This is a genomic window from uncultured Clostridium sp. (assembly GCF_947072515.1).
Classification (GTDB): domain Bacteria; phylum Bacillota; class Clostridia; order Clostridiales; family Clostridiaceae; genus Clostridium.
The window spans coordinates 1-13696 of record NZ_CAMTIG010000010.1; the positions used below are offsets into that span (position 1 = coordinate 1).

The following is a 13696-nucleotide window of genomic DNA, read 5'->3' on the forward strand; positions in this document are numbered from 1 at the left end:
AAGTTTCTGGTACTCCATTTACTACTTCACCTTCACCATTAACTACTTTTACTAAGTGATATCCATTTGGTATTACTGGATTTATACTCGTGTCCTTACTTCCTACAACTCCTGTTGTAGTTTTAGCCGGTACTAATATTTCTCCATCTGTAGTTTCTACGATTGTTGTTACTGAACTATTTTTAACTACTGGTTTCTCTGGCTTAGTAGGTTTTTCTGGATTTACTGGTTTAACTGGTTTCTCTGGACTTACCGGTTTTTCTGGCTTAACTGGCTTTTCTGGTACCACCGGTTTATCAGCATTCTTTTCAACTATCCATGTTATAGTTTCCGATTTAGCTCCATAAGTTTCTGGTACTCCATTTACTACTTCACCTTCACCATTAACTACTTTTACTAAATGATATCCATTTGGTACTTCTGGATTTATACTTGTATCTTTAAATCCATTATATCCGCTTGTTGTAACTGGATTTACTAGTACATTTCCCATAGTATCTACTACTTCTGTTGTTACTGATCCTATTTCTCTTTTCACTACATGATAAACTATAGTATTTGGAGTTCCTAAAGCATCCCCTGTCACTGTAGTTCCTTCTTTACCATTTGTAGTTATTCCGACTATTTTCCATCCTCCTGGAATAGTTGGTACTACTACACTTCCAAGTTTAGTTCCAATTTTTATTTCTGCTGGTTTTGATACTGGTACTACAACCTGGCCTTTTGGTCCTACAACTTCTGTTGTTACACTTGAATATACTTGTTTAACTATAATAATTATATGGTTAGCTACGCTTCCGTCTTTTCCGACTATAGCATTTCCTTCAACTTTATTTAAAAGTTTTCCACCATCAGTTTCATAACCGATTATTTCATAATCTTTCGGTATCTTTGGTAATTTAACCTTTGATAATTCTGATCCTGTTTTTATAGTTTTCACTTTCGATGTTGGTACTACTATTGTTCCATTGTCTGTTTTAACTGTAGTATCTACATTTGTTTCATTCTTTTCTACAATCCAAGTTATTTTTTGATTTCCATCTATATAATTTGAAGGAAGTCCTGTAACATCTTTATTTTCCTCATTTACTATTTTAACTAAATGATATCCATTTGGTATTTTAGGTGCTACACTCGTATCTTTAAATCCATTATATCCACTTGTTGTAACTGGATTTACTATTACATTTCCCATAGTATCTACTGCTTCTGTTGTTACTGATCCTATTTCTCTTTTCACTACATGATAAACTATAGTATTTGGAGTTCCTAAAGCATCCCCTGTCACTGTAGTTCCTTCTTTACCATTTGTAGTTATTCCGACTATTTTCCATCCTCCTGGAATAGTTGGTACTACTACACTTCCAAGTTTAGTTCCAATTTTTATTTCTGCTGGTTTTGATACTGGTACCACAACCTCGCCTTTTGCTCCTATAACTTCTGTTGTTACACTTGAATATACTTGTTTAACTATAACAATTATTTGAACATTATAGTTTCTATATGCTGAAACAGTATTTACCTTATCCATAGTAGTTGAAATAAGCTTATTTGTATCAATATCTATTACCTTTGTCTCATCTATTTCATAACCATCAGGAATATTTATTTCTTTCCCATCAAAACTTATAGATTTTCCATTAAAACTCATTCCTGTTTTTTCGCTTGGAATTCCTGAATTCTCTATTTCTCCATGATTTAAAATTTCTCCATTTGGATATTCTACTTTTAAATCTATTTTTGTTGGTGCTTTTCTTATATAGTAAACTACCTCTTCACCACTTTGCCCTAATATTTCTGGAATAGTTGTCCCATCTGCATTAGGTGCAATTTTTTCTCCATTTATAGTTTCCTTAACTAGCTCGTACCCTTTTGGAATATCTATTTTACATAGTCCTCTATTTAAATAACTTCCAACTACTCCATTAAATACAGTATGTTCTTTAATAGTATTGGCACTTTGTATAACTTCATTTTTACTATTCACTACCTTTACACTCACTGTTACTGGTACTGATTTTAAAGGTGACATTATAAATTTAATTTTTGTAAGAGTTGTATTATTTGAAATCCCTGTGTTTTCCATCCAATTCATTACTGATTGCTCATTCATTGAATACTCACCTAAATTTCCTGGTGCAATATTTACTCCATTGACACTTATATAATCTAATTTATATCCCATTTTCTCAAATGCTTCTTTATTATTAACTGCAAATTTTATTAATTTCATTAACTTTTCTGGAGTTTTTACATCTATATTATTCTCAATATCGTCTCCATTACTAATTAAATCATTTAATTTAGGATTATTATTAAATGTATCATTTGCATTTTTAATAGTTTCATTTAATATATTTTCTGGTAATTCTGACGTAGATTCTATAATTGTTTTTCCTTTTGAATCTTTTCCATAGTTTTGAACCACAATAGATGACATCCAATCAGTTCCTTCATTTACACCATTTGGCGTTAATGTTATAACTGGTGATGTTGATCCAACATTATTTGTATTATCATAATATTTATACTCTGCATTTGTTGCTTGAAATTTTTTTATATCTACATTAGTTAGCTTTATTTTATAATGCATAGTATAACTAGCTCCTGGATTTACACCCACTTTAACCAAATATGCACCTATATTTTTTAAATCCATTCCTTTTTTATATTTAATCCAGCCTAATTTCTCTAATTCATTTTGAGTTAATCCTGCTAATGTATTTGGATATGGATTATCTAATATTTCTTTATTCCCTATCTCTTCTGTTTTTGAACTCCTTAACACCCATGTATCTGCTCCATTGGTATCTATATTCTCTAACGTAGACCCTAAATTCCCTACATTTAAATCTCCTACACTTGCTGGAAGTGTATCATTATTTGCTGATGGTATTCTTCCTGCAATTACATATGTAGTTTTTTCACTACCTAAATTATTCACAACATTTGTAATTGTTGTTGTATTGTTTTTTGCAACTCCATTACTATATTGCTGGCAAACATTCGCAGTATTATGTATAAAATTCACAGTGTCAGTAAATGCTGTATTATCAGCATATCCAGCCATTCCCCATGAATTCATATATCCATTTATTCGAGTTATAGGATATATTCCCCTTTGCTCTACTCCAGAACTATTACATGGTGCCATTGATGTTGTTATACTCTTTAAACTCATATCCGTATATTGAACTGGAATAGTTACCTTAATTAAATTAACCAATGTTCCCTTTGGTATTTTTATTACTGCATATGTATTATTAATTTGAACATCTTCACTTGGAACTACTTTCCCATTGAAAGTAATATTTCCTGTTACTATTGCATTTCCCCCAAAGTTCACTCTAATATAACTATCTTTTTTATACATATTTCCATCTGTAGCAACGTTAACTCCCATACTTCCATTTATAGTATGAGGCTGACTCAACCAATCTGCTTGTTTATATTCATTTAACCATTGTTCCGATATTCCATGACCTCTTTCATTATACGTTGTTGCTCCTTCATCAAATTTATCAAATCTTGTATCTGACACTGCCCAAGTTAAAATCGAAGAAGCAGAAACTCCATGTGAAAATTCACCGTCTCTAAAAAAAGTAGATTGAGTATAGTTCCATGGTAATACCCCATTCATTGTAGACTGTATAAGTTCATTAGGAGAGGATATTAATGCTAAAATTGAATCACTATTCTTAATTTTTTCAATTCCATCATAATCTGATTTTTTAAAAGCTTCCATTGTCTCATCAGAAATATTAGCTTTATTATATAGAATTCCTACTACAGTATTTGATGCTGAAACAGGATACATATTCCATCCTTCATAATTTTTAGGTATTTTTATATAGCTTCCACCAATAACTTTACTTTCTCCTTTTTCTATACTACTCGTTGTATATACAAAATTAGGTGAAAAATTTGTTTTTAAAGATTCGCCTTCTTTATAACTAGGATATTCATTATTTATAATCCCTTCCATTACGCTCATTTTTTCAGCTATAGTTCCTGTAGTCAATTCATTTAATATATTAGTAGGCAATTGCACATATATCATATTTTTTGAAACTAAATTTTTATTATTTTGTGTAATAACGCCTTCTCCATTAGTTATACAAGATCCAACATATGCTATTCCTGCTCCACCTTCTGAATTTATCTTTGCTGAAAATTTAGTTTTAATCCCATTAGTCATATTTCCATCGCCTAATACAATTCCACTATCTAATGATTCTAAATTAAATTTATCTTGCTTTTTATTCTCTATATTTTTTGGAATATATTGAACTGGAACTTCTCCACCTTCATAATTTACCAGCGTTCCATTTTCTGTTTCTTCACCATTATTAAACGTTGTCCCATTAGGTTCAGATATTAAATTTATTCCTATATTGTTTGAAATGGGTTTGTTCTCGTATTCTATGTTAAACAACTTCACATTTCCTTCTAATGCCTCGTTCAATAAATTTCCTTTAATTAAATATGTATTATTTTTATTTATTATAAAGTCCGGATTACTTATAGGACTTAACTTCATCCCTTCCGGTACTGATATACTAAAAGTTAAACTTTTAATATTATGTTTACTATCTATGTAGCCTAAATTATTTATGTCATACTTAGCTATATTTCCTTCATCTTTTGAGTAATTTATATGTAATGCTAATGCCCCATTTTCCAAAATAGGATTAGTTTTTATGTTTGCTGAGTATTTTTTAGTTAATAAAATTTTACCTAACGGAATACTATCTTCCTTTTTTTCACCATTAATCTTATAATTTAAAGTCATTATTGGATTTAATTGCACTCCATTTAAAGCATTATTTATTTTAATTAAAGTACTAAATATATAGCTTCCTGAACTATTCCACTCTTGACTATATTTTTGTACTTGTACATTTATACTATTTTCTAATGCCTCTACTCCTAATTGTTGCGCATTAGTTAAAGTTTTTCCATCTACTCCAGAAGGATTTAAATCTACTGTTATTGTTGGATTTTCTAAATTATATAGTTTACCTGTCTTACTACTAAATTCAATAGGTACATTATATTGAAAACTTGTTCCTGTCGTTCCTATATCTCCCGTTGCAGGAACCTGATTTTCTGGTACATATGTAGTATTCTCTGTTGTTCCATTAGATACATTTTTTAAAACTTGTATCTTTCCAACTTCTATTCCTATTTTTGATTCATTATTTTTATTATCTTTAACTTCATTTTTATTATGTACTTGTATAGGTGCTGCAGCTGCCATTATATTTGGCATCATTATACTTGCAGACACCGTTGTAGCTACTATTATTTTATTCACCTTTATTTTTTTCATAAAAGCCTCCTTGTAATAAGTCTATCGAAATATCCATTATTAATTTAAGCAAGCCAAATTTAATTTTTATGTCATTTTAACAGCATCCACAATTATCACATATTTCTCTCTATTTTATTTCACTTTCATTATTATTTAATTAAAATTTAAAAAAATTTAAATTAAATCCTATATTTTTTTGTGAATATAAAAAAAGTTGCATACTATTTCTAGTACACAACTTCCTTTTTATTTATCTAATTTCTTTTCCAAAAGGCATTAATGAAAGTTTAGCCAATTTAAAACTTTGTAATCCAAATGGTATTCCTACTATTGTTATACAAAAGATAACTCCACTGACTAAGTTACCTATACAAAGTGCTATTCCTCCAAAAATTAACCATAATATATTCAAAATAAAGCTAGTCCCGCTATCATCTACTGTTACAACTTCTTTTCCAAAAGGAAATAACTGAAGTTTTGCAATTTTAAAACATTGTAATCCCACAGGAATCCCTATAATTGTTACACACCATATTAATCCTGCGCAAAACCATCCAATTGCATTAATAAAACCTCCAAAAATAAACCATAATAAATTTCCTAAACAACTCATTACCTACTTCTCCATTTCATAAATCATTTTATATCTATTCTATCTAGTATTTATCTTCTTTTCAACTAAATTTAATAGTTATATAAGTGAAAAGGTTTATAATTAATGCTAATTTCTAATATTCGAAATTTATCTCTTTTAACTGTACTCTGCTATTAAAAAAACTTTTATACCCTAAATATACTACAATCATACTCCTATTTTTATGTCGTTGAAATATATCCAAGTAAATTTATTACTTGTCCTTCTGTTAATCTTATATTCATTTTAGCTTTTGCTAATGCATTTTCCGGATCATTTGGATATGCTTCATTTACAGTATTTATCATTTGCTCCTTAAATGTTACCCATGGAACTTCTTCTTGATATATTTGCGAACTAAATTGAGGATTCACTCCATTATCAAATAAATAATTATATATGTTAAAAGCCACTTCATTACCTTCAATAGCTCCATAATTATTAGCTTCTTCTACAGGCACTATACTTCCACCGTTATTATTTATCGCACTGTTTTCAGCCTTAATATAATTTTGCCAAATAGTATTTTGACTCTTCAGCATATTAGCTACATTAACAGTATCATTATTATTTATCTCTTCATTTAATTTTGCTCCAACTGCCAAATAATCCTTAGCAGTATCTACACCTAACGCTTGCATTCCATACCCACTTTGAAACTTTTGTTCTTGTCCAGCTTTTTCTTCCCAATTTCCTACTGCATTAAATTTATCTACAAAGCTATTTCCCACACTATTTAATTCTGGATTTGCAGCTACATTGATTGCTTTAGCTCCATCTAGTTCTATTTCAAATTCACTTTGTACATTATTATTTTTCTTTTCTACTATTGCCTTATTCTTGCTGTTAGTATTTTCATTCTCTACTTTTTTTACATTTCCCGAAGATTTTTCCGTTGCTACATTCCCATTATTCTCATTCTTAGTATTAGCTACATCCTTACTATTAGTATTAGCTACATCCTTATTATTTGTTGTCTTTTCAGAATTTATTGTTTTTTCAGAATTTGTAGGCTTTTCAGCATTTGTCGTAACTGTATTTTCTTTGTTTGTAGTTTTTGTACTTGCATAAGCTTCATATCCAATACCACTTCCTGCTATAACAACTACACAAACTACAACTATAATTCCTATAATTTACCTCTTCTATTTGCTTCTACTAGTCATCTCTTATATTAAGTAAAATCTTAATTCACCTTTATTTTACTCTTATAGTAATTTTTATAGTAACAAATAGATTAAAAACATATAACATTTTTGTAAATAATATCTTTTAAATATTTTTATTTCTATTTTTTCTAAAAAAAGCTTATTTGTGTTTTATCATAATCCTTTTTATAATCCTCTATAATATCATCCATTTTATATAAAATATTATATCTTTCACATTCCTCTTTAAATATCCCCATTAGCTTTTCATGATTTGTAGATGGACATACATAATCTTCTCCATATAACTCTTTATATCTCTTTATTATATCTTTTCCATATTGTTCTTTTATCTTTTCATAATAATAAACTCTCTGATTACTTCTTAATGTTACCCCAATTCCATGAGTATAAATAAATTTAACTCCACTTTCATAAGCTTTCTTTACTATCCCCTTTACGTTTTCCTCTGTATCGTTTATAAAGGGTAGAATAGGCATAAAAAGTATTCCAACATATATTCCATTATCACTTAGTTCTTTAACTGCTTTAAATCTTTCACTAGATGGATTTACACCAGGTTCTATAACTTTAGAAATTTCATCATCTATTGCTGTTATAGTTATTTTAATTAATACTTCTGAATGCTCTTGTATTCTTTTTAAAATATCTATATCTCTAGTAATTAAACTGCTCTTTGTTGCAATACTAATTCCAAATCTATGTTTATCTACAAGTTCTAATGCTTTTCTCGTTAATTTATATTTTTTCTCAAATAGATTATAAGGATCGCTCATAGCTCCTGTTCCTATTACACCTTTTTTTCTCTTTTTGCTTAAATCCTTTTCTATAATTTCTGCTGAATTCTCCTTTGCTCTCACAGTATCAAAATCGATTATATTATAACAATTACTTCTAGAGTCACAATAAATACATCCATGATTGCATCCTCTATAAATGTTCATTGTATAATTTAATCCAAACCATGGATTGTTATCTATATAACTTGAAACTATATTACTAGCTTTAATAAACTCCATCTCTCTTCTCCCTTATCAACTTCATCGAACTTATGTTTCTATTATATCATTCTATTTTAAAAGATTTAATATTTTAATGATATAATTTAATCATTAAATATAAGTAGGTGAACATATGAAAAGAAAATATATAAATAAAGCTTTTTGGGCAAGAATTATTGAAGGTAAGTCTATCTTAATTAATAATTTTACCCCTCGCTTTGAAGGTTATGCTGCTGCTATTTTCATAGAAACTACACACGAACCTTTAATGTGTGAAATTGAAACACATAGGATTCCTCTTGCTAATGATGGCTATACTTGGATTCAAAGATTGCCTATAGATAAAAATTATGCAATATCAACTATGTTTGATGAAAATGATAATATCATCCAATGGTATATTGACATAACTAAACAAAATTCTATTGATAAAAATAATGAACCTTTCTATGATGACTTATATCTTGATGTGGTAGTCTTTCCAAATGGAGATATCTTTTTATTAGATGAAGATGAACTCCAAGAAGCTTTAGATTGCGGAAAAATTACTAAAGATGATTTTAATTTAGCTTATCAAGAAGCTAATAAAATTTTAAACGGAATAGCTAAAGATATCCCTACACTCTCAAAAATGAGTCTTGATGATTTTAATTTTTTTAAATCATTTTTATAAATAATATGGTGATGCAAATTAATTTTGTGTCACCTTTATTTTTTACAAATATTTTTTTAATTTATGCACCTTTTCTTTTTTTCTAAATATAATATGAACATAGTTCAAATAAAAAAGTTAGGGATGATCGATTATGCCAAAAATTATTAAAGATGTAGAAAATAAAATTTTACTAGAAGCTAAAAATTTACTTGTTAATAGTAATTATGCCTCTTTTAACATTAGAGAGCTCTCAAAAAAATCTGGTTTTTCCACTGGTACTATTTATAATTATTTTACTAATAAAAAGGAATTAGTCAATTCAGTATTTTTTAAAGATTGGGATGATGCATTAGAGCGAATGTCTAAAATCAATGTAACTTACAGTACTTTTGAAGAGAAACTTTTTCAAATTTACTTAGAAATGGATAATTTTTTAAAAGTTTTTTTCCAAATTTTCTTAGAAATTTCTTCTCTTTCTCATTCCAATTGCCATCCAGCTTGTTTAAATTCCTTAAAAGATTTGCTTGATGAAATAGTTACTTGTGAAAAATTAAATAAAAATCTTACAAGCAACTTATCAAATGAAACAATCTGCAAATTTCTTATTAGTAATTTAATGTTACTTTGCACCGATAAAACATTAAACTTCGATGAGTTTTATTCAATGATTAAACTATAAATATTTTATTTATATCAACTATTTATCTAATAAACATAAACGATAAGGAGGAATATATTTATGAAGAAAAAATCTACTGTCATCGCGATTATTATTTTCTTATTAGGAATTTTTATGGGGGCCATGGACTCAGGAATTGTTTCCCCTGCTAGGACTATAATTGCTAATAGTTTAAATTTAACTGATACTATGAGCATTTGGGTTATAACTATTTACACCCTTGCATATGCAGTTTCTATGCCTATTACAGGTAAGCTTTCTGATAGATATGGTAGACGAAAAGTCTATATGATTTCAATTTCACTTTTTGCTATTGGTTCCCTTATGTGCGGATTATCTAATTTTTTAGGTAATTATGAATTTCTACTTTTCTCTAGAGTAATTCAAGCTCTTGGTGGTGGTGGAATAATGCCTATTGCAACAGCTTATATAGGCTCTTCATTTCCTATTGAAAAACGTGGTTCTGCTTTAGGTTTAGTTGGTGCAGTATTTGGGATATCAACGATTCTTGGACCTAGTATAGGATCATTTGTATTAGATATAGTTGGAACAAATAACTGGGGCTATTTATTTTTTATAAACTTACCTATCAGTATTATTATTTTAGCCCTTGCCTTTACTTTAAATGAAAATAAAAATGAAGGTCCTACAAAAAAAATGGACATACTTGGTTCTGCTGCTATAACTATAGTAATAGTTTCACTTATGTATGGATTAACAAATTTAAATTTTCATGATTTAGCAAACTCTTTTCAAAGTTTAGATGTATGGCCTTTCCTATTAATATTTATCATTTCATTACCAATATTTATTTTAATTGAGAAAAAGGCTCAAGATCCAATCCTAAATCTTCATTATTTTACTAATAAACAAATAGTTTTAACTTTAATAATTAGTTTCATTGTTGGATGTGGTTTGATGGGAACAGTATTTTTACCTCAATTTGGTGAAAATATTCTTAAAATCAAAGCTGGAAACGGTGGTTATCTAGTAACTTTATTTGCTATTTTTACTGGTTTTGCTGCTCCATTTGGCGGGAAAATCATTGATAAGTTTGGTGTAAAAAAAGTTCTTATAACTGGTTTTACTTGCACTATGCTCGGAACATTATATCAAGCTTTTATAACTGCTAATAATCCAACATTTATTAACCTTTTTATAGGTCTTGTTTTAATGGGCTTTGGTATGGGATTCACTATGGGAACTCCTGTAAATTATCTAATGATGTCTTTAGTCCCACCTGATGAAATTTCTTCTGGGCAATCTACAGTATCTTTAATTCGTTCTATCGGTGTAGCTATATCACCAAATATTTTAGTTAACTTTATATCCGATGCTGGAAGTAAGGTTCCTGATGCAATTCAAAAAGTTTTACCACCTATTACCGGCATGCCATCTGATATATTTACTAATGCAAATACTGCCTCTAATAGTTTAGCATCCTTTCAATCATCCGATGTAACTACAATCTTTAATACAGTAAAAGATTTTGTAAGTACCATGTTAGATGGATTAAAGCCTGTTTTATCTAAGGTTCCTCATATGAATTTTGATGCAGTAAAATCTAGTTATATGACTTCTCTAGACGGATCAAGATCCGCTATAGAAGGAGCATATCAATCAACTATGAATTCTGGTTTTGCCAATCTTTTTATAGCTGCTGCCATAATTGCTGCTATTGGCTTATTAGTCACTTTATTTATTAAAAATCAAAAGAAATCTATATCATAAATCATATATTTTTTTATAATAAAAAAAGGTTGTAGTTAAAACTACAACCTTCTATAATCAGAAACTATCTTCTGTTTTGTTCTTTTTTAGCTCTTCTGCAAGCAGCACATCTAGTTGGTTCGTTTTCGAATCCTTTTTCTTTGTAGAATTCTTGCTCACCTACTGTAAATACGAATTCTGCTCCACAATCTCTGCATGTTAATGTTTTATCTGTCATAATATGTTCCTCCTAAAATTAAAGAATCTAAATGGATATAATAATCTCTAATTTCTGAGAAACTATCTACCTAAATGAAACTTTTTTTGTTAGCATTTCTGCTACTCACTTAGAATAACATATCTTTTATTCTTTTACAAGCTTTTTTTTAAATATATTCTTTTCCAGCTTTTAAACATTCTTTCACATTTACTTTTATACCACCAAAAGAAACATTAATTTCATCCTTTTCAACGTCTATTCTTCTCACATTAGCATCTTCTAATATTTCTATATCTAACTCATTACAATACTTTTCTATAAATTTAAATATATCTATTTTAAAACAATTATCATCAAAAGTTATTCCTTCTAAATCTGCAAAAGCATTCCCTAAGTATCCTATTATCCTTTTAGATACTGAATTCATTAAACTAAAATTTAATACCTTAAAATCATCAATAATCATATATACATTATTATTCATTAAATCTATTATCTTTAAGGTTAAATCAAAATGAATGCTCTTTCCAAAAACTTTAACATACCCCTTAAAAATCACCTCTTTATCAATTTCTACTTTATATAATTGGACTTTACTTTGTATCTTACTAAAGATTAATATATCTTCGCCTGATAAACTTATATCAACATTTTTAACTTTCATCTATCCGTCTCCCAAATAGTTTTCTATATTATAACATATTAAAATTTTTCTTTTAAATATCATTACTCGCTTTAAAGCTCTTATATATCCTATTTACTATTGGATCAAACTCTTTTATTTTACTCTTATCGTATTCTAAAACAAATCCTTGTATCATGTTTTTACCAATCTTTTTATATTGATATATAACCATATCTCCTTCAAGCCATGATGCTACAAAAAAATCTTTCCCCTTTTCTTTATAACTAATATTATCTTTTCCATTTACTAATTCTTTCTCCATACTATCTGGTGTTTCATTTAATACGTTATATCCCCCACTTACAGTTAATTTTAAATCTTCATTTCCTACTTGTATTCCATCACCATTATCCGGATCCACCATCACTTTTAAATAATCTGGATATTCAATAGAAAATCCAAATCTTTCATTATTATATTTTTTATAGTTTATTTCTTTAGCTTTTTCACTTAATTCACTTTTTTCATCATTTTGTTTTTCTTTACTCTCTACTTTATCTATACTTACTTCTTCTACACTACACTCTACCTTTTTTTCCTTAGTAACAGCCATTCCACATCCTACCAAATTACATATGATACATACTATTCCTATACCCTTAAATATCTTATTCATTTACCTTCTCCTAAAAAAAACATTTCTTCATTTTAGTCTTAAATCACATATATTATGCTTACTTTTATCAATTTTAATATCAAAATTAAAAAATATTTCTTTCTCAAGCCAGTTTTCCTTTTATTTAGCCTGCTTTTTATCTATCTGATTAAACTAACATTATTCAGTAAAAAAATACAAGCTTTAAGATTTAAACCTCTCAAAGCTTGTATTCCTATTTTTTTGTTGCTTTTTTCATTACTTTATATCCAAACTTCCCAACTACCTTAGATATCAAACCTATCTTAACATTCTCATCATATAGCACATCTTTAGTAGCCTTCCATTTCCAATGTTTATAATCGGCACTTTCATGACTTGAATTCATAGCCATAGCCTTCCAACCATTATACATAAACACAGATTTAAGTCTTGGTTTTCTCAATTTCTTACTTTCTAACTCTAATGCAAATTCCTTACCCATTTTTTCTATCTTCTTAATATTTTTATCTGTTAATATTTCACTTCTATAAGCTATTGGTAGAACCTTTATAGAATTTATTCCCCAATATTCTAAAACTTCTTTTATATAATTCCCAACTTTCTCATGTCCTGCTCCTGCTGTTGTTGTTACTACTAAAGCTTTTTTCTCAAAATATGTTGGTCTATGAAACTTAAACGACATATGATCTAAAAAAGTCTTAAGTGTTCCTGTTACATTCATAGAGTATACTGATGAAGTAACAATTAAGCATTCTGCTTCATCTACCTTACTAATAATATTCTCCATCCTCTCACTATGAGGGCATGTCTCCTCCCCTTTTAAAATACAATTAAAGCATCCTATACAATTAGGAATTTTTTCTTTAGCTAATTCTATTACTTCAAACTCAAACTCACCATATTTATTCATTTCTTCTTTAACTTTTTCTAATACATCCCATGTGTTTCCTCTCCTTGGACTTCCATGAATGACTACGCATTTCATTAAATCTAACCTCCATATATATCACTACTATCAGTTTATTTAATCC

The 13696-nt window shown here is 28.5% G+C and carries 10 protein-coding genes and 1 pseudogene; 3 read left to right on the forward strand and 8 right to left on the reverse strand.

The window, feature by feature from the left end:
• The 4 genes and pseudogenes from Q0W06_RS05550 to Q0W06_RS05565 all read right to left on the reverse strand — a co-directional run.
• Nucleotides 1-5332, reverse strand: a pseudogene (locus tag Q0W06_RS05550) (hypothetical protein); the annotation flags it as partial.
• Between the two features lie 232 nt (nt 5333-5564).
• Nucleotides 5565-5927 carry a YccF domain-containing protein gene (locus Q0W06_RS05555; protein ID WP_297632516.1) on the reverse strand — a complete coding sequence of 121 codons (363 nt, stop codon included), beginning with the start codon at nt 5925-5927 and terminating at the stop codon, nt 5565-5567.
• Between the two features lie 203 nt (nt 5928-6130).
• Complete coding sequence (locus Q0W06_RS05560) at nt 6131-6679, reverse strand: hypothetical protein (RefSeq protein WP_297632519.1); 549 nt, start codon at nt 6677-6679, stop codon at nt 6131-6133.
• A 566-nt stretch (nt 6680-7245) separates the two neighbouring features.
• The gene (locus tag Q0W06_RS05565) at nt 7246-8136 is read right to left on the reverse strand and encodes a radical SAM protein (RefSeq protein WP_297632521.1); all 891 of its coding nucleotides are present in this window, start codon (nt 8134-8136) and stop codon (nt 7246-7248) included.
• 115 nt (nt 8137-8251) lie between these two features.
• Between Q0W06_RS05565 and Q0W06_RS05570 the strand changes: the two genes are divergently transcribed.
• From Q0W06_RS05570 to Q0W06_RS05580, 3 genes are all read left to right on the forward strand, one after another.
• Nucleotides 8252-8791 (forward strand): DUF402 domain-containing protein, encoded by a 540-nt coding sequence (locus Q0W06_RS05570; protein ID WP_297632523.1) that lies wholly within the window; start codon nt 8252-8254, stop codon nt 8789-8791.
• A 133-nt stretch (nt 8792-8924) separates the two neighbouring features.
• Nucleotides 8925-9452 carry a TetR/AcrR family transcriptional regulator gene (locus tag Q0W06_RS05575; protein WP_297632525.1) on the forward strand — a complete coding sequence of 176 codons (528 nt, stop codon included), beginning with the start codon at nt 8925-8927 and terminating at the stop codon, nt 9450-9452.
• A gap of 60 nt (nt 9453-9512) precedes the next feature.
• The gene (locus Q0W06_RS05580; protein ID WP_297632526.1) at nt 9513-11183 is read left to right on the forward strand and encodes an MFS transporter; all 1671 of its coding nucleotides are present in this window, start codon (nt 9513-9515) and stop codon (nt 11181-11183) included.
• Nucleotides 11184-11247: 64 nt separating this feature from the next.
• Here the strand turns inward: Q0W06_RS05580 and Q0W06_RS05585 are convergent, their stop codons facing one another.
• From Q0W06_RS05585 to Q0W06_RS05600, 4 genes are all read right to left on the reverse strand, one after another.
• Nucleotides 11248-11400, reverse strand: a complete 153-nt coding sequence (locus Q0W06_RS05585) for a zinc-ribbon domain-containing protein (protein WP_297632529.1) — start codon at nt 11398-11400, stop codon at nt 11248-11250.
• 148 nt (nt 11401-11548) lie between these two features.
• Entirely contained in the window at nt 11549-12046 is a 498-nt protein-coding gene (locus Q0W06_RS05590) for a hypothetical protein (RefSeq protein ID WP_297632531.1), read from the reverse strand.
• Nucleotides 12047-12098: 52 nt separating this feature from the next.
• Complete coding sequence (locus Q0W06_RS05595) at nt 12099-12683, reverse strand: hypothetical protein (protein ID WP_297632534.1); 585 nt, start codon at nt 12681-12683, stop codon at nt 12099-12101.
• A 214-nt stretch (nt 12684-12897) separates the two neighbouring features.
• Entirely contained in the window at nt 12898-13650 is a 753-nt protein-coding gene (locus Q0W06_RS05600) for a flavodoxin family protein (RefSeq protein ID WP_297632537.1), read from the reverse strand.
• Nucleotides 13651-13696 lie beyond the last annotated feature (46 nt).